Raw genomic sequence first — 16,689 nt, 5'->3', positions numbered from 1 at the left:
CGGCGCGGCCGTCCGGCCGTCCTGTCCGGCGCGGCGGTCAGCCCTTGCTGACCGCCGTCAGGATCTCCGGCAGCCGCGCCGCCGCCTGCGGCGCCGCCCAGCGCACGCCCGCCCACGAGATCAGCGCGCCGTACGCCGCACCCAGCGGCAGCACCAGCCACAGCCAGCCCTGCCCGTCCGCCACGTGCAGCCAGATCGTCAGCGCGATCAGCGGGGCGCACAGCAGTGCCGCCGCGACCATGCCGCCGAGGATCGAGATCCAGGCGAGGCCCGCCTGCCCCGGAGCGACGTTCTTGTGCGCGCTGTCCTGCGGAATCGAGTACGGGAAGCGCACCGAAGTCACCGCTCCCGTCGCCAGCATCGCGCCCAGCAGCGCGAAGGACAGCCCGAGCGCCTCGGGAAGGGCCCGCCAGTTCCCCACCAGCGCCGCCGTGACCACGGTGACCAGCACGGTGTACGGAAGTGTGATCACCAGCAGCGCCAGGGCGCGTGCCCGCAGTTCCTCGTACGCGTCCCGCGTGGTGGAGATCGTCGTCGCGACCATCCAGAAGGCGGACGTGTCCTGCCCGAACTGGTTGTACATCTGGATGCCGAGCATCCCGGCCGCGAAGCACGCGAAGTAGATGGTGCCCGTTCCCTGGAGCGCGTTGAACACCGGGACGATCAGCCCGATCGCCAGCGAAGTCACCCACGCGGCCTTGGTCTTGGGGTCCCGCCGCACGTACCGCAGACTGCGCTCGATCACCGTGCCCGTACGCCCCTCGGGCAGGAACCGGCCGCCGAACCCCGGCGACGGCTCCTTGCCGGCCGGTTCGGCGGCCTGGAGCGTCGAGCCGTCCGGGGACGTCATCAGCCTGACCAGACTGCGCTCCCAGGACCACAGCAGCGCGGCCAGCGCCGCCGCGGCCAGCAGCAGCTGGGCCGCCCCACGGCCGTACGCCCCCTCGCTCACCGCGTCCACGGCGCCGATCGCCGACGCCGGCGGCACCCAGCCCAGTACGTCCGCGACCGGGTCGAGCCTCGCGAGCCCGCCCGCGCCGGAGAGCCGCTGCGCGCCGAAGTTGACCACCTGGATGCCGACGGCGATCACCAGGCCGCTCAGCACGGCCAGATCGCGCCCCTTGCGGCTGGTCAGCAACCGCACGTTCGCCGCCGCCACGGCCCGCGCCAGCGCCACGCACAGGAGCAGCGTCAGCGCCACGGCGAGGACACCGACGGCGACGGCCGCCGCGCCGCGCGCCACGGCGATCACCGACCCCAGCGCCAGACAGAACGTGAACAGCGGCCCGATCCCCACGAGTGACGCCGTCAGCAGCGCCCGGATCAGCGGCCGGGGCCGCAGCGGCAGCATGACCAGGCGGGACGGGTCGAGCGTCTCGTCACCGCTGGGGAAGAACAGCGGCATCACCGCCCAGCCGACCCCGACAAGCGCCGTCAGCAGCACCACGACGGTCACCGCGTGCTCGTTCCCGCGCAGCACGATCAGACCGGTCAGCTGGAGCGCCGCGAAGAGCAGCGCGAACACCGCGGACACGATGTACGCGGCCCTGCGGCCGGACGACTGCCGCAGCCCGTTGCGCAGCAGCGACAGCTTCAGCCGTACGAAGACGGAGGTGATCCCGGGAACGGCCGGCGTGCCCTTCCCGGGAACGGCCGGTCCGCTCCTCCCGGGGACAGCCGTGGCGCCCGCGCTCACCGGGCGCCGCCGCCCAGCCAGTCGAGGCTCTCCCCGCTGTCCCGCCCCTTCGCGCCGACCAGTTCGAGGAAGGCCCTCTGGAGGGAGGGCGCGTCGCCCCGTACCTCCGCGAGCGTTCCCTGGGCGCGGATCTGCCCTCCCGCCATCACCGCGACCCAGTCGCACAGCGACTCGACGAGCTCCATCACATGGCTGGAGAAGACGACGGTCGCGCCGGACGCCGTGTACCGCTCCAGCACGCCGCGGATGGTCTGCGCCGACACGGGATCGACGCCCTCGAAGGGCTCGTCCAGGAACAGCACTTCGGGGTTGTGCAGCAGGGCGGCGGCGAGGCCGATCTTCTTGCGCATGCCGGTCGAGTAGTCGACGACCAGTTTGTGCTGCGCGCCCGCCAGGTCGAGTACGTCGAGCAGTTGCGTCGTCCGCTTGTCGGCCTCGTCGCCGGGCAGCCCCCGCAGCCGGCCGGAGTACGCGAGGAGTTCACGCCCCGACAGCCGCTCGAAGAGCCGCAGTCCTTCCGGCAGTACGCCGATCCTGGCCTTGACCGCGACCGGGTCCCGCCACACGTCGTGCCCGCCGATCAGGACCGTTCCCGCGTCGGGGCGCAGCAGCCCCGTGACCATCGACAAGGTGGTGGTCTTGCCCGCCCCGTTCGGTCCGACCAGACCGACGAACCTGCCCGCGGGCAGCTCCAGATCGATGCCGGCGACGGCGATCTGTTCGCCGAACCGCTTCCACAGGCCCTCTGCACGTACGGCGGCGGGCGGCGCAGTGTGCGCTCCGCCCGCCTCTTCTGGTCCCACTGTCCGGTCACGCATGCAGCACAGCCTCCAAGTGTCCCCGTCCCGCTACGGGGAACACCCTACGGTCGGCGTGTGCGCGCCGCGGCTGCCTCTCGTCCGCAGGAGTAGGCGAGGGGGCTGATCAGTTCCTCCACGTCCGGCAGCCACCGGTTGGCCGGTGTGGGGCGGCGCGCCCACTGCACCGCGCCCATCCCGCCGAGCCGGGTCGGTGGCGCCGCGACGTAATCGCCCTCGCCCCGCGTCGTCAGGTCGATCGCGCTCGGTGTCCAGCCCAGCTTGCGTACCAGGTCGGGCACCTTGGCACCGGCTCCCGGCAGGACGAAGAACAGCATCCTGCGGTCGGGGGTGCAGGTCACGGGGCCGAGCGTCAGCTCCATGCGCTCCATCCGGGCCAGCGCCAGGAACCCGGCCGACTCGGGTACGTCCAGGGCGTCGAAGGAGCGGCCCGTCGGCAGCAGGATCGACGCTCTCGGCTGTTGCGACCACAGGCGGCGTGCCGCGGTGGCGCTGCCCGTCGCCTGGGCCGCCCAGTCGGCGGTGGCGGGGTGCGCGCCGGGCGAGGCGCAGGAGGGGACGCCGCACGAGCAGCGCTCGGCGCCCTCGTCCGCCTCCAGCCAGGTGCCGGGGAACACGTCCCAGTGCCGTTCTTCCGCGTACCGCACGGCGCTGTCCAGCATGTGATCGCCGCGCTGATGGGGGATCTGGGCGGCGTCCGTGACTCCGATGGTCTCTTCCACGAACAGCTCAACTCCCGCCGTCACCTCGGGTTACGGGCGTGCGCCGCCTTGCGGGAGGAGCATCGATCCTGCACACGGGGCGCACCGGTGCATGGCCGGGGGCGCGCATGCGGCAGGGCGGCCGCATGCGGGTAACCACATGTACGGAAGCCCGGGAATGACGGCCAAAACGCCGTCAATACCGTTCTCTTCCGGCATGTTCCGCATTCTCTGCATATCTGCCGGGCAGTGATCAGCGTGATTCAGTCCGTGATTCACGGACCACTGCGGCATCAGGGGGTAGTCAATGGCAGCCAGGCCTCTCGTCGCCCGCCAGCCCAACGAACGGTTGCAGGCGCTCATTCAGGAAGCCGGGTGCTCCAACGCCGGGCTCGCCCGCCGCGTCAACATGTGCGGCGCCGAACACGGTCTCGACCTGAGGTACGACAAGACGTCGGTCGCCCGCTGGCTGCGCGGACAGCAGCCGCGCGGGCGCGCCCCCGGCATCATCGCCGAAGCGATCGGGCGCAAGATCGGCCGTACGGTCACGATCGACGACATCGGCATGGCCAACGGCAAGAACCTGGCCTCCGGGATCGGCCTGCAGTTCGCGCCGACCGTGCCCGGCGCGATCGAGCAGGTCTGCGAACTGTGGCGCAGCGACGTGGGGCGCCGCGACTTCCTGTCGGGCTCGACGGTCGCCGCGTCGGCGCTCGTCGAACCGAGCCGCGACTGGCTGATCACCGGCTCGGACACCCAGGTGGCCAGGACGGCGGTCGGCGGCCGGGTCGGCGCGTCGGACGTGGCGGCGGTACGGGCGACCACGGACGCCCTCGTGGAGCTGGACCACCGCTTCGGCAGCGGACACGTCAGGCCGGTCGTCGTGCACTACCTCAACAGCGTCGTGTCCGGGCTGCTCTCCGGTTCGTACCGCGAATCGGTCGGCCGGGACCTCTTCGCGACGGTGGCACGGCTGACGGAACTGGCCGGCTACATGGCCGTCGACACCGGCCAGCCGGGACTCGCGCAGCGCTACTACATCCAGGCGCTGCGGCTCGCCCAGGCGGCGGGCGACCGGGGCTACGGCGGGTACGTACTGGCCGCGTCCATGAGCCACCTGGCCGCCCAGCTCGGGAACCCGCGCGAGATCGCGCAGTTGGCGCGGGCGGCGCAGGAGGGGGCCCGGGGGCGGGTGACACCGCGCGCGGAGGCGATGTTCTGCGCGGCCGAGGCGCGCGGGCACGCGCTGATGGGCGACGCGCGGGCCTGCGAGGCGATGGCGGCCAAGGCGCTGGGCGCGCTGGAGCGTTCCGGGGACGGCACGGGCGACGACCCCGTGTGGATCGCGCACTTCGACCACGCGTACCTCTGCGACGAGCTGGCGCACTGCCACCGCGACCTGGGGCAGGGGGAAGCGGCGGCGCGCCGGGCCCGGGAGGCCCTGGACGGCCATCCGGACGCGCGGGTGCGGCGCCGGGCGATCGGCCTGGTCGTGCTGGCCGCGGCGCAGGTGCAGCAGCGCGAGATCGAGCAGGCCTGCGACACGGGCACGCGCGCGGTGGAGCTGCTGGGCACGGTGCGGTCGAACCGGGGAGCGGAGTACCTGGAGGACTTCCAGCAGCGGCTGGTGCCGTACCGCGACGAGCCCGCGGTGCGGGAATTCGGCGCCCGGCTGGAGATGCAGGCGGCGTAGGGACCTGTGACGGGGCTCCGAGGGAGATTCCTGGCGGGGCCCTGACGGGGTCCTCAACAGGTCCTTAAGGGCACAACCTGTCACAGGACTCCCCGCTGGGCCTTCGGCGGTATGTGCGGGGACGGTGGGCGCGTGGCAGAGGCGCGGTGTCACCCGGTAGCGTGAACCGACGGTTCCGTAGATCCATACATACGTCCACACGTAGGAGTCCCGGTGACGCAGAGCGGACAGGGTGACGAGTCGCGGCTTCCCGCTGCGCGGCCGCCCGCGCACGAGGGTGTCGTGCTGCCCGCGGACGGCAGTGGTCCCTGGGTACCCGGGGCACCCGAGGAGCGGGTGGCTCCGGCGGGTGGACAGCCGTGGGGCGAGCCATGGGGCCCTCAGCAGCCCGGTGCCGCCCAGCCGCAGCCGCAGCAGTACGGCGCGCCGCAGCCGCAACCGCAGTACGGGACGCAGCAGTACGGCGCGCCGCAGCCCGGCGCTCTGCCGCAGCCGCAGCCGGGGACGCAGCCGCAGTACGGCGCGCAGCCGCAGTACGGCGCCCAGCAGCAGCCGCAGTACGGTTCCCAGCCCGTGCCGCAGCCGCCTGTGCAGCAGCAGTACGGTGCCCAGCAGCCGCACCCGCAGCCCCTGCCCCCGGAGGCCCCCGCCGGAGCCCCGGCGGGCGACGCGGACGCCACGCAGTACCTCCCGCCCGTGCCGCCGGCCGGCCCCGGCGCCCTGCCGCCCGAGAACCCGGCGGACTCGACGCGGTTCCTCGGCCGGCACCAGAACGCGCCCGCGCCCGGCGGAGCCCCGGCGGGCGACGCGGACGCCACGCAGTACCTCCCGCCCGTGCCGAACGCCCAGGGCGTTCCCCAGGCGCCCTCCGGCGCTCCCTACGGCATCCGCCCCGGCGGCCCCGAAGACCGGCAGCCGCCCGCCGAGTTCGACAGCCTCTTCCGGGGCGGCGCCGGGCCGCAGGCGGCGGAGTCCACCCGGCAGATGCCGCACTTCGACGGACAGTCCCAGGCGCAGCCTCAGCAGCAACCGCCCCACCAGCAGCCGCCGTTCGGGGCCGCCCCCCAGGGCCGTGCCGCACGCCGTAACGCCGCCGCGCAGGCTCCGGCCGCGATGCCCGCGCCTTCCGCGGCCCCCGCCACCCCCGCAGGGGGCGCAGGGGCTGCCCCGCGCCGGCGCAACTCGCCCCTGGTGCTGATCGCCGCGGTCGTCGTCGGCTGTTCCGCGCTCGGTCTCGGGGCGGGCGCGCTGCTCAGCGGCGGCGAAAAGGAGAAGCCCGAGGACAAGAAGCCGGTCGCCGCGGTGAGTTCACCGGCGGGCGCGACCTCGCCGCAGGCCGCCCCCGACCCGGCCGAGCCGCAGGCCGAGTCGCTCGACGCGCTGCTCGCCGACAGCAACGACAGCCGCGCCTCCGTCATCAGCGCGGTCCAGTCCATCGGAGCCTGCAAGAACCTGCCGAAGGCGGCGAGCGACCTGCGTGCCGCCGCCAAGCAGCGCAGCGAACTGGTGACCCGCCTCCAGGGCCTGGCCGTCGACAAGCTGCCGAACCACGCCGAGCTTTCGGCCTCGCTCACCAGCGCGTGGAAGGCGTCGGAAGCGGCCGACAACCACTACGCCGCCTGGGCCGACCAGGTCGCGGACAAGAAGGGCTGCAAGAAGGGGCACGCGCGGTCGACGCCGCAGCAGCAGGCGGGCAACCGCGAGAGCGGCAAGGCGTCGCAGGCGAAGAAGGAAGCCGTCGGCATCTGGAACGAGATAGCGAAGCGCTACGGCTTGACGGAGCGCGACGCCACACAGCTCTGACCGCGACCGACAACAGGCGGCAGGACGGCAGGGCGACGAGACGGCAGGACGGCAGGAACAGGGAGGGGGCCGGACGCCCGGATCGGGCGTCCCGCCCCCTCCTCCCGTCTCCCCGTGAGTCAGCCCGCGGAAGGCGCCTGTACCAGCGTCTCGCCCACGTCCACGAAGCCCTCCTTCACCGACACCAGCCGCCCCCGGCGCACCACTTGGAACGTCACGTACCTGTTGACGATGCGCGGAAAGTCCCGCGCCGCCAGCAGGTGCTCCAGGCGCCAGCTGAGCGTGGGGGTGAGGCCGCCCGTCTCCACTCCCTCGCTCTGGTTGAGGGCACCGACCACGTCGGACGCCGCAACGCCGTCCGTGCCGTTCTCCACGAGCGATTCGAGGATCTCCTTGAGCACGGTGTACGCGATCCAGGTGGTCTGCACCCCGGTGTCGGCCGGGTCGATCCGGTTGTCCGCGAAGGCGTGCTCCCGGATCACCCGGCGCATCGGCCCCCAGCGCGCGTCGCTCGCCACCGGGTACCAGCCCGTGACGTACGCGCCCTCGAAGGGCCCGTCCTTGCCGCCCGTGCGGTCGAGGAGCGGCTGACCGACGCTGCCGAGCACCGACGCGACCCGGACGCTCCCGTGGACCTCCGGCTCCAGCCTCCGGAACGAGTCGAAGAACGTCTCCGTACGGTCGCCGAGCACCGCCGTGACGCAGCCGGTTCCGGTCCCGTACGCGTCGAAGGCCCCCGCGCTGCTGAGCGCCTCCCGTGCCTGCGCGGTGTAGTCGTTCGCGTCCTCCGCCGCCAGGATGTCGGTGGCCGCCCCGCGGTCGCCCTCCGCGAGGCCCGAACCGAGGAGCGTCGCCAGGTCGTCACCGGCGACCGTGTCGGGGCGTACCAGGGACACGCGGTCGCAGTCGCGGGCGAGCTGCCTGCCGTTGCCCGCGAGGAGGGCCGCCTGGCCTCCGTTGACGGGGTAGGAGAGCGGGCTGTTGAACTCCTTGTCGGAGGCGCCGTAGCCGCCGAGGTAGGGGATGCCGGCGGTCTCCAGCGGCGCCATGAAGGCCCGGCCGTGCTGGCTGTACGAGCCGACGACCGCGATCACGCCCTGCCGCACGGCCTGTTTGGCGCACTGGGAGGCGCCGACGGTGGTGTTGTGCTCGTTGCAGGTGACGACCTTGAGCTCGTGGCCCGCGAGACCGCCGTTCGCGTTGGCCCAGCGGGCGTAGGCCTTCGCCATGGCGGGCATCCCCGGCATGTTCGTGGCCGGGGTCCCCTCGGGGGCCCACGTCATGACGGTCACGGGCTCCCTGGAGTCCCCCGAGGCCCCGGGAAGCACCGCGCAGCCGGCGAGCAGCGACGCCCCGACCGCCGTCGCCGTACCCGCGGCCATGGACGCTGCGGCCTTCGAGAGGAATGTGCGGGGGGAGGAGGGGCTTCGCCGTCCGGTCATGTGCGTACACACTTCCGCCCCATGGGTAACGGAGGAGTGAGCATGCCTCAACGAAGGGTGACGGTGAAGTGAATTGAGGGGGGTCGTACGCCCGTGCCGTCAGGGAACGTACGATTTGCAACCGTGCAAGGTTCGGTGAACTCTTCCCGTCGCGGCCGTCGCTCCCCCACCATGGGCGGCATGCCGCTCAATGACATGCCGTGGTGGCGCTGGCGCACCAACGTGCGATCCGCGCTGCACATGCTCTCCGACCCCCTCTTCCAGCAGCAGTGCTGGCTGGCGGGCGTCGAGGGCTACGGAGACGTGACAGATGCCGTGTACCGGCTGGTCGAGGACACCTGGCTGGACAACTGGTCGGCCGAGAAGTACGTCGGCACGATCTTCCGGGACTCCCAGGAGGCATCGCTCGTCGATGTCGCCGTCCTGCGGGTGCTGAAGATCATGCACCAGGTGGGCGCGGACGCCCCCGTGTCGGCGTACCTGGAGCACCATGCCTGGCCGGAGGCGGTACGGGCGGCGCGCGAGGCGCACGTACAGCTGGCGGCGAACGACGGGGACGACCCGGACACCGAGCCGCGCACGCTGGAGGTCATCCGCATCCTGACCGGGTCGGCCTGACCTCCGCCGGATATGGAATCCTCGGAGTCATGAGCGCCCCGCAGCCCGCCCCCTCCCTCCTGCCCCCGTCGGACCGGCCCTCCTCGGACCAGTACGTCCTCACCCTCTCGTGCCCGGACAAACAGGGCATCGTGCACGCCGTGTCGAGCTACCTCTTCATGACCGGATGCAACATCGAGGACAGCCAGCAGTTCGGCGACCACGACACGGGTCTGTTCTTCATGCGGGTCCACTTCTCGGCGGACGCTCCGGTGACCGTGGAGAAGCTGCGGGCCAGCTTCGCCGCGATCGGGGACTCCTTCCGGATGGACTGGCAGATCCACCGCCCCGAGGAGCGGATGCGGATCCTGCTGATGGTCAGCAAGTTCGGCCACTGCCTGAACGACCTGCTCTTCCGGTCGCGGACCGGCGCCCTGCCGGTGGAGATCGCGGCGGTTGTCTCGAACCACACGGACTTCGCCGAGCTGGTCGGCTCGTACGACATCCCCTTCCACCACATTCCGGTGACGCGGGACAACAAGGCGGACGCGGAGGCGCGGCTCCTCGAACTCGTACGCTCCGAGAACGTCGAGCTGGTCGTCCTGGCCCGCTACATGCAGGTCCTCTCGGACGACCTGTGCAAGGAGCTGAGCGGCCGGATCATCAACATCCATCACTCCTTCCTGCCGAGCTTCAAGGGCGCCAAGCCCTACCACCAGGCGCACGCGCGCGGAGTGAAGCTCATCGGCGCCACGGCGCACTATGTGACGGCCGACCTCGACGAGGGCCCGATCATCGAGCAGGAGGTCGAGCGGGTGGGCCACGACGTGACGCCGGAGCAGCTGGTGGCGATCGGCCGCGACGTGGAGTGCCAGGCGCTGGCGCGGGCGGTGAAGTGGCACAGCGAGCACCGCGTCCTGCTCAACGGCCGCCGCACGGTGGTCTTCGCGTAGGCCCGTGGGGCGCAGCTCCACAGGTCTGCGGACGGGCCTACCGGCCTACAGGCGGCTCAGGGACGCCGCCGCGAAGAGCACGTCGCGGATCGCCTCCCGGTCGCCGTTCTGCCCCGCCGCCGCGTCCTGCGGCGGTACGTGGCCCGAGGCCAGCTGGCAGAACTCGACGCCGTCCAGAGCGACATGGGCCACCTTGTGCGCGGCCGAGCCGACCGCCGCCGGGGAGTCCAGCGGGATGTACCAGTCGCCGCCGCCCGCGCCCTCGATCTCCAGGTGGAGCGAGCGGCCGGGCGAGCCCGGCGTCACCAGACACCGCGCCGGGGCCGCGAGACCGGCTCTGCGGCGGGCGGCGAGGGTCGCCGGAATCAGCCGGGCGGCCAGGTCGATCATGCGGTTGAGATGCGCGGCGGCCGGCGGTTCGTACGGATAGTGCACCGCGTCCGCGATGTCCTCGGCGTGCACCCAGCACTCGAAGGCACGGTCCAGCAGCGCGTCGCGCAGGGGCAGGGCGAAGTCGCCGTACGAGACGGAGAGCTCGGCCGCGCCGCGGTCAGCGAAGGACACCGTGCGGATGAGGGCGTGGCTCTGCTCGCGCCACGGTTCGCGGACGGTGCGGGTCGGCGGGAAGCGGGAGGAGTGCCAGTACGACTCGGTGCGGTCCGACGGCGATTCCGGTCCTGCCGAGCCCATCGGGTCGTCGAGGCCGAGCGCCTTGGCGACCAGGCCGTCGACGGTCATCAGGTGGCCGATGACCCCGGCGACGGTCGTCTTACGGGTCGTCGCCTCCTCGTCGGCGAACCACTTCAGGCGCACCGGCGCGTGCCACTCCGAGTCGCCGATGTCCCGCAGCAGGGCGTCCAGGCGCGCCGTCTCGGCGTCGTACGGCGTGGCCCAGCCGGGGACGGGGACGCGCGCGGGCCGGCGGCCCAGGCAGCCGTCGAGCACGCGGTTGCGCAGCAGCGGGTCGAGGTCCAGGCTGCGCTCGGTGTGGAGCAGGCCGACCGCGTCCCGCAGCCGCAGGGCCTCCTCCGCGCAGGGGGCGCACTCGGTGAGGTGGTCCTCGACCGCCTTGGTCTCGTCGGCCGCGCACGCGGACAGCGCCCAGGCGCCCAGCAGCGACTTGAGCACGTCGTGGGAGAGGGCCTCGGGGAACTCCGGGACCTCCAGGACCTCAGGAACCTCGGGCGGTGGGGGCGGGGCTGCCGCCTCCAGCACCTCGCGGTCGTCCGCCGCCGCTCTCGGCGCCGGGATGCGCGGAGTCCGGTCCCGCGGCCGCTCCCGTCCGTCCCGGCCGCCGTCCCCGTCCCCGCCTCCGTGCCCATGCCCGTTCGGCTCCCCGGCCCCGTCCGGAGCGTGTTCCCCGCTCATCCGTGCTGTCCGTATCCGGGCGGGGACCACAGGCCGTCCTGGTGACGCGGGTTCGCCGTGGACAGCAGTTGCAGCCCGAGCCGCAGCCGCCTGCGCGCCTCGTCCTCCGTGACCCCCAGGTCGGCCGCCGTCTGCCGGTAGTCCCTGCGCTGGAAGTACGCGAGCTCCAGCGCGGCCCGCAGCGGCGCCGGCATCGACGTCACGATGTAGTCCGCGCGGGCGGCGGCCGAGGCCCTGCGGACCTTCTGCTCCAGCTCCTCCGAGGTGCCCTCGCCGCCGTCCGTCAGCGCCGCGGCCCCGGTCCGCCGCAGCCGCTGCACGGCCTGCCGGTGCGTGAGCCCGGCCACCCAGGACCTCATCGAGCCCTGTCTGGGGTCGTACGCGTCCGGCTTCTCCCAGACGTGACCGAAGACCTCGCGCGTGATCTGGTCGGCCGCCGCGTCGTCGTCGAGCACCCGGTGGGCGATGCTGTGCACCAGCGAGGCGAACCTGTCGTACAGCTCGCCGAGCGCCGCCGCCTCGCCGCGCGCGAGCCGCTGCTGCATCCTGCGGTCCCAGCGAGGCGGTGCGTCCTTCGCCATGCGGCCCCCAGCCCTGTGAGTCTGCCCACCACGTGCCCTGTGCCCCTCGTCACTTCCTTCGAATGTAGTGCGAGCCGCTGACAACGCATGCCCCTTTACGGTAAGTGTGTCCACGTCCCGGTCCGGGATGATAATGATCCCGTCCCCCGATCCGGTCCTCCCGGGACCGTGGTGTTTCGTGGGAGGGCGGCAGGGCAGCCGCGAGGGGAAGGACTACTTCCGCATCGGCAGAACGAAAGGTCCGGACGCGTGACGCTGAAGGTGATCGAGGCCGAGCACAACGCCTGGGCCGTACTGCACGTCTCCGGAGAGCTGGATCTGGTGACCTCGCCCGCCGTCCGCCAGCACGTGCACGAGGCCGTCGCGCACGGCCGCCACCGCGTGGTGCTGGACCTGTCCGAGGTTCTCTTCTGCGATTCCAGCGGGGTCGGCGTCATGATCGCCGCCCGCCGTCTGATGCACTCCTGCGGCGGCGACCTGCGGCTGATCCTGCCCGCCCGCGGCGCGGTCGACGGTTCGCACGTCAACCGCGTCCTCGCGGCCCTGGGCGTACGCCGCCTCTTCGAGGTCTTCCCCGACGTGGCCACGGCCGCCGACGACGAGGCACAGGCCCTCTCCGCCTGAGAGGACGCCGGTCCGCCCGCCCACGCCGTACCCTCCCTCCCATGGACAGCTCAGAGTACGAGCGCAAGACGGCCGCCCGCTTCGCGAGCTTCGACCAGGACGGCAACGGATACATCGACCGCGAGGACTTCAGCGCCGCCGCCGCGGCGCTGCTGGCCGAGTTCGGCACGACGGCCCGTTGCGACAGGGGACAGGCGCTCTACACGGGCGCCGAGGCCTTCTGGCAGGGCATGGCCGGCATCGCCGACGTGGACGGGGACCAGCGGGTCAGCCGTGAGGAGTTCGTCACGGGGGCGGTGAAGCGGCTGGGGGACAGCCCGCAGCGGTTCGCCGAGATCGCCCGCCCGTTCCTGCGCGCGGTGATCGCCGTCGCGGCCGAGGAGGACGGCTCGGGAGTCGCCCCGCAGGCCGCGGCCCGGGCCCTGCGCGTGCTGGGCGTGGCCGAGGACACGGCGCGGGACGTCGCCACCGCGCTCGACGCGGACGGTGACGGTCTGATCAGCGAGGAGGAGATCCTCTCCGCCTTCGCCCGCTACTACTGCACGGCGGCCGGACCCGACGGCCCCGCGGCCCCCGGCACCCCTGCCGCTCCCGGCGCCTAGGACGCGCGGTCCCGCCGCGGCCGCCGGGTCGGTCCGGCGGCTGGTCCTGCGACTGGTGAGCGATTACCGTGCGTCGATATCGGGTTGTGTCCTTCGCGTGACTCGTCACGGCCCGGAGTCGGCGTGTGCTCCGGTACGCTCCGTGGGATGCGAGTGGTTGTGATGCCCAGCTGTCCCGGCGTCGCCCGTGTGGCGACTCCGGGCCGCGGGATGTGCGCCGCTCGCGCCGTGCGGGGGCGCCGTGCGTGCCCCTGTTCGATTCCCCGCAACGTGCGTCGCACAGTATGCATCACGCGTACTCCTTCGCGCTGGAATATGCCTGAAGCGCTTGTTGCGGTGACTGTACGTCAACCATGCTGTCTCGTAAGGGAATCACGTTCCGTGACCCTGTGGAGACGCAAGGCGATGTGTCCGCCGGTTCGGATGGTGTGAGCGGTGCAGGTGCTTCAAGTGCAGTTGGAGGTAGGGGCCGACCCTGCCGAGGTGGGACGGGCCCGGAGGTGGGCGCGCTCGCGGCTCGTCGGTTCCGGGATAAGGGCCGACGAGCCGCTGGCCGAGACCCTGCTCCTGCTCATCTCGGAGCTGGTCACCAACGCGGTCGTGCATACGGGCTGCCCGGCCGTACTGCGGGTGCTCTTCGGCGTCGCCGACGACCGCACGGTCCGGGTCGAGGTCGCCGACACCAGTGCCTGCCCGCCGAAGCCCCGGCACGCGGAGGGCGACGACACCAACGGACGGGGGCTCGAACTGGTCGACGGGCTCGCCGACCGGTGGGGCTGGCAGTCCGAGGGCGCCGGCAAGCGGATCTGGTGCGAGGTCGACCGGGGGGCGCCCGTGGTGACGGCAGGGGCGTACGAGGCGGTCGCGTACGAGCCGCCGCGCGCTGTCACGCGCAGTGCATGACCCGCAGACCACCGAACGGGTGTTGACGACTCGTCAGGCCCTGATGACCCTGGGGCGAGGCGGCCCGTCGTGAGGGGACGTCGAGGATCCGAGGCGTGCTGCACGGCCCGTCCTCGGCGAGTACGGGCCGTGGTGCGGCGCCGGCCCCTCCTGGACGGGAGGGGCCGGGCCTGTGCGCCGGAACCGGGTGGCGGCCCTGGCGCCGCGTTCGGGGCGTGCGGGGGTACGCCGCCACCCGGCTGCTCGAAGCGGACGCGCATCGAGGGGGCGGCGGTGCGCCCCGCGTCACGGCCGGCTCCGTGGCGTACCGTCGGCCGGTCTCAGACGCCGGTGAGGGGGTGCCCGGTCGCGGAGCCTCCGGTGCCGGGGCTCTCGGCGGCGGGGCTTGCGGTGGCGGAGCTTTCGGCGGTGGCGCGGAAAGTGCGGCGGTAGACGGTCGGCGGGACACCGAGAGCCGCCTGTAGGTGCTGGCGCAGCGACGTCGCCGTACCGAAGCCGGAGTCGCGCGCGATCCGGTCGACGGACAGGTCGCTGGATTCGAGGAGCTGGCGGGCCCGCTCGACGCGCTGCTGGGTCAGCCACTGGCCCGGGCTGATCCCGGCCTCCTCGCGGAACCGGCGCGTGAACGTCCGTACCGACATCGATTCCTGCTCGGCCATGTCGCGCAGCTGGATCGGTTCGTGGAGCCGGCGGAGCGCCCACGCCCGGGCGGTGGCCGTGGTCGACAGCCGGGGTTCGGGGACGGGGCGGTGGATGTACTGCGCCTGGCCGCCGTCCCGGTGCGGGGGTACGACGGTGCTGCGGGCCACCTCGTTGGCGGTCCGGCTGCCGTGGTCGCGCCGCACGATGTGCAGGCAGAGGTCGAGCCCGGCGGCGACCCCGGCGGAGGTCAGGACGTCGCCGTCGTCGATGAACAGGACGTCCGCGTCGACCTTGACGGACGGGAACAGCCGCTGGAAGTGCTCGGCGGCCGACCAGTGGGTGGTGGCGGGGCGGCCGTCGAGGTAGCCCGCCGCGGCCAGGACGTAGCCGCCGGTGCAGATGGAGACCATGCGGGTGCCGGGGCGTACGAGGGCGAAGGCGGCCTTGAGGTCCTCGGTCAGCAGGCCCTCTTCGTAGACGCGGCCGAGTTCGTACGAGGCGGGGACCACGACCGTGTCGGCGGTGGCCAGCGCCTCGGGGCCGTGCTCGACGTCGATGGAGAAGTCGGCGTCGGTGCGGACGGGGCCCGGCGGCCGGACGGAACACGTCACGATCTCGTAGAGGCACCTGCCCGACGCGTCCTTCGTACGCCCGAAGATGCGGTGCGGTATGCCGAGTTCGAAGGGGAGCAGCCCGTCGAGTGCGAGGACGACGACGCGGTGCGGCATGGCGTACTCCTGTGCGCGTGCGCTGAATTAAACACTGGCTGGTATAGACCTCTACCTGATACATCTCTGCGCTGTGACGGACAAGCGCGCAAGGTTCCAGGACATTCCCGAGGAGGCCCCGGAGAGGGCGCCAGGGCCGCGAGCGGCCTCCGGAGGTCTCTGGAACCACAACTTCCGGCTCTTCTTCGTGGCCCGTACGGTCGCCGTCTTCGGCGACGGCATGGTCCCCGTCGCCCTCGCGGCGGGACTGCTCGGCGCGGGCCGCCCCGGCTCGACCGTCGGTTACGCCCTCGCCGCGTGGATCGGCCCCTTCGCGGTGCTGGTCCTCTTCGGCGGCGTACTCGCGGACCGCTTCACGCCCCGCCGGATGATGATCCTCGCGGACGGGCTGCGGCTGGTCGGCGCCTCGGTGCTCGCCCTCTCCTTCGCGGCCGGTGATCCGTCGGTGTGGGTGGTCTACGGGCTGAGCGCGGTCAGCGGCATCGGCGCCGCGCTCTTCCAGCCCGGGGTCGCTTCGATCGTCCCGCGCGTCGCGCACGACGTGCAGAAGGCGAACGCGGTCCTGCGCGTCTGCGAGGCGCTGATGACCATGGCGGGGCCGGCCTTCGCGGGGCTCGTGGTCGGTCTCTCCGGTGGCGCGGGCGCGGTCTTCGCCGCGAACGCCGCGACCTTCGGGGTGAGCGGGGTCTGCATGTTCCTGCTGCGGCTCTTCCCGGAGGGCGACCCGGTGAAGCGCGGCTCTCTGCTGGCCGAACTGGTCGACGGCTGGCACGAGTTCACGGCGCGCAGCTGGCTGTGGGGAGTCATCGCGATCTGGACGGTGTACGGACTGACCGTGGCGGGCCCGATGATGCCGCTGACGGCGGTCCTGGTGACCGAGGGGCACGGTGCGGGAACGTACGGCGCGCTGATGGCGGTCAATGGCGCGGGCAGCGTGGCGGGCGGCCTGCTGGCGCTGCGCCTGCGGCCGGGGCGTCCGCTGGCGGCGGGGGCGGTGGCGCTGCTCGGGGTCGTGGTGAACCTGGTGGTCCTGGGGCTCGGCATGTCCGTACCCGCCCTGGGAGCAGGTCAGTTCGTCGGCGGAGCGGCCTTCGCGTTCTGGCTGGTGATGTGGTCGACGACGGTCCAGACGCACGTCCCGGCCGACGCGCTGAACCGGCTGCACGCCTACGACGTGTCCGGGTCGCTGCTGATGATGGCGGCGGGACGGGCGCTGGCCGGTCCGGTGGCGGAGCGGGTGGGCGCGGAGCAGGTGCTGCTGGCGGGGGTGGGGGTCATGGTGGCGGTGGTCGGGGTGCTGCTGGGGGCCCGGCCGATCCGGGAGCTGCGGCGGGTGGAGTGAGGCGTGCGGGGCCCGGCGGGTGGGGTGTTCCGGCCGTGTTCCGGACGTGATGCCTCCCGCTCTTGGTGTCTTCCGCTCTTGGTGTCTCCCGGCCTTGACGTCTCCCGTTCCGCTTCTGCCTCCCGTCCTGCCCTGTCCCGCTGTCCTGCCCTGCCCTGCCCTGTCCTGCGGTCCTGCCCTGTCTCGCTGATCCGCC

At 72.7% G+C, this 16,689-nt stretch carries 15 protein-coding genes; 8 read left to right on the top strand and 7 right to left on the bottom strand.

What is annotated here, in order from left to right:
* Positions 1–37 precede the first annotated feature (37 nt).
* The 3 genes from ABD374_RS19650 to ABD374_RS19640 are packed head-to-tail and all read right to left on the bottom strand — an operon-like array spanning position 38 to position 3,236.
* A complete protein-coding gene (locus ABD374_RS19650; protein ID WP_425577273.1) occupies positions 38–1,696 on the bottom strand; it encodes a transporter in 1,659 nt (552 codons plus the stop codon).
* Positions 1,693–2,514, bottom strand: a complete 822-nt coding sequence (locus ABD374_RS19645) for an ABC transporter ATP-binding protein (protein ID WP_344496858.1) — start codon at positions 2,512–2,514, stop codon at positions 1,693–1,695. The genes ABD374_RS19650 and ABD374_RS19645 overlap by 4 nt, the downstream gene beginning before the upstream one ends.
* A gap of 44 nt (positions 2,515–2,558) precedes the next feature.
* On the bottom strand, positions 2,559–3,236 hold the full coding sequence (locus ABD374_RS19640; RefSeq protein ID WP_344496857.1) for a bifunctional DNA primase/polymerase: 678 nt from the start codon (positions 3,234–3,236) through the stop codon (positions 2,559–2,561).
* 286 nt (positions 3,237–3,522) lie between these two features.
* On the opposite strand from ABD374_RS19640, the gene ABD374_RS19635 reads away from it, so the two are divergent.
* Positions 3,523–4,908: an NsdA family TPR-like regulatory protein gene (locus ABD374_RS19635; protein ID WP_344496856.1), complete on the top strand. Its 1,386-nt coding sequence runs from the start codon at positions 3,523–3,525 to the stop codon at positions 4,906–4,908.
* A gap of 213 nt (positions 4,909–5,121) precedes the next feature.
* On the top strand, positions 5,122–6,711 hold the full coding sequence (locus ABD374_RS19630; protein WP_344496855.1) for a hypothetical protein: 1,590 nt from the start codon (positions 5,122–5,124) through the stop codon (positions 6,709–6,711).
* Between the two features lie 119 nt (positions 6,712–6,830).
* Here ABD374_RS19630 and ABD374_RS19625 read toward each other — a convergent pair whose 3' ends face one another.
* Positions 6,831–8,153, bottom strand: coding sequence for an ABC transporter substrate-binding protein (locus ABD374_RS19625; protein WP_425577272.1), 1,323 nt, complete (start codon positions 8,151–8,153; stop codon positions 6,831–6,833).
* Positions 8,154–8,324: 171 nt separating this feature from the next.
* Between ABD374_RS19625 and ABD374_RS19620 the strand changes: the two genes are divergently transcribed.
* Together ABD374_RS19620 and purU are read left to right on the top strand one after the other, a co-directional pair.
* The gene (locus ABD374_RS19620) at positions 8,325–8,771 is read left to right on the top strand and encodes an SCO4402 family protein (RefSeq protein WP_344496941.1); all 447 of its coding nucleotides are present in this window, start codon (positions 8,325–8,327) and stop codon (positions 8,769–8,771) included.
* 29 nt (positions 8,772–8,800) lie between these two features.
* On the top strand, positions 8,801–9,703 hold the full coding sequence (gene purU / locus ABD374_RS19615; RefSeq protein WP_344496853.1) for a formyltetrahydrofolate deformylase: 903 nt from the start codon (positions 8,801–8,803) through the stop codon (positions 9,701–9,703).
* Positions 9,704–9,748: 45 nt separating this feature from the next.
* Here purU and ABD374_RS19610 read toward each other — a convergent pair whose 3' ends face one another.
* On the bottom strand, positions 9,749–11,071 hold the full coding sequence (locus tag ABD374_RS19610) for a maleylpyruvate isomerase N-terminal domain-containing protein (protein ID WP_344496852.1): 1,323 nt from the start codon (positions 11,069–11,071) through the stop codon (positions 9,749–9,751).
* Positions 11,068–11,652 carry a sigma-70 family RNA polymerase sigma factor gene (locus tag ABD374_RS19605; RefSeq protein WP_344496851.1) on the bottom strand — a complete coding sequence of 195 codons (585 nt, stop codon included), beginning with the start codon at positions 11,650–11,652 and terminating at the stop codon, positions 11,068–11,070. Before ABD374_RS19605 ends, ABD374_RS19610 begins: the two co-directional genes overlap by 4 nt.
* 249 nt (positions 11,653–11,901) lie before the next feature.
* Here ABD374_RS19605 and ABD374_RS19600 point away from each other — a divergent pair, with 249 nt between their 5' ends.
* From ABD374_RS19600 to ABD374_RS19590, 3 genes are all read left to right on the top strand, one after another.
* Entirely contained in the window at positions 11,902–12,276 is a 375-nt protein-coding gene (locus tag ABD374_RS19600; protein ID WP_093800374.1) for an STAS domain-containing protein, read from the top strand.
* A 41-nt stretch (positions 12,277–12,317) separates the two neighbouring features.
* Positions 12,318–12,878, top strand: coding sequence for an EF-hand domain-containing protein (locus ABD374_RS19595; RefSeq protein WP_344496850.1), 561 nt, complete (start codon positions 12,318–12,320; stop codon positions 12,876–12,878).
* 435 nt (positions 12,879–13,313) lie between these two features.
* A complete protein-coding gene (locus tag ABD374_RS19590) occupies positions 13,314–13,781 on the top strand; it encodes an ATP-binding protein (protein WP_344496849.1) in 468 nt (155 codons plus the stop codon).
* A gap of 320 nt (positions 13,782–14,101) precedes the next feature.
* Here ABD374_RS19590 and ABD374_RS19585 read toward each other — a convergent pair whose 3' ends face one another.
* Positions 14,102–15,151: a GlxA family transcriptional regulator gene (locus ABD374_RS19585; RefSeq protein ID WP_344496848.1), complete on the bottom strand. Its 1,050-nt coding sequence runs from the start codon at positions 15,149–15,151 to the stop codon at positions 14,102–14,104.
* A 103-nt stretch (positions 15,152–15,254) separates the two neighbouring features.
* Here ABD374_RS19585 and ABD374_RS19580 point away from each other — a divergent pair, with 103 nt between their 5' ends.
* Positions 15,255–16,493: an MFS transporter gene (locus tag ABD374_RS19580; RefSeq protein ID WP_344496940.1), complete on the top strand. Its 1,239-nt coding sequence runs from the start codon at positions 15,255–15,257 to the stop codon at positions 16,491–16,493.
* Positions 16,494–16,689 lie beyond the last annotated feature (196 nt).

The sequence above is a fragment of the Streptomyces enissocaesilis genome (assembly GCF_039533765.1).
GTDB classification, from domain to species: Bacteria; Actinomycetota; Actinomycetes; order Streptomycetales; family Streptomycetaceae; genus Streptomyces; species Streptomyces enissocaesilis.
Note: the sequence above shows the minus strand (reverse complement) of the source record. Positions and strands in the feature narration are given on the sequence as shown.

Excerpts from the sequence above, each read along its gene's own strand:
- ABD374_RS19620 (WP_344496941.1), top strand. The coding sequence starts at position 8,325 with ATGGGCGGCATGCCGCTCAATGACATGCCGTGGTGGCGCTGGCGCACC.
- ABD374_RS19595 (WP_344496850.1), top strand. The coding sequence starts at position 12,318 with ATGGACAGCTCAGAGTACGAGCGCAAGACGGCCGCCCGCTTCGCGAGC.
- ABD374_RS19645 (WP_344496858.1), bottom strand. The coding sequence starts at position 2,514 with ATGCGTGACCGGACAGTGGGACCAGAAGAGGCGGGCGGAGCGCACACT.
- ABD374_RS19605 (WP_344496851.1), bottom strand. The coding sequence starts at position 11,652 with ATGGCGAAGGACGCACCGCCTCGCTGGGACCGCAGGATGCAGCAGCGG.
- ABD374_RS19585 (WP_344496848.1), bottom strand. The coding sequence starts at position 15,151 with ATGCCGCACCGCGTCGTCGTCCTCGCACTCGACGGGCTGCTCCCCTTC.
- purU (WP_344496853.1), top strand. The coding sequence starts at position 8,801 with ATGAGCGCCCCGCAGCCCGCCCCCTCCCTCCTGCCCCCGTCGGACCGG.
- ABD374_RS19625 (WP_425577272.1), bottom strand. The coding sequence starts at position 8,153 with ATGACCGGACGGCGAAGCCCCTCCTCCCCCCGCACATTCCTCTCGAAG.
- ABD374_RS19635 (WP_344496856.1), top strand. The coding sequence starts at position 3,523 with ATGGCAGCCAGGCCTCTCGTCGCCCGCCAGCCCAACGAACGGTTGCAG.
- ABD374_RS19610 (WP_344496852.1), bottom strand. The coding sequence starts at position 11,071 with ATGAGCGGGGAACACGCTCCGGACGGGGCCGGGGAGCCGAACGGGCAT.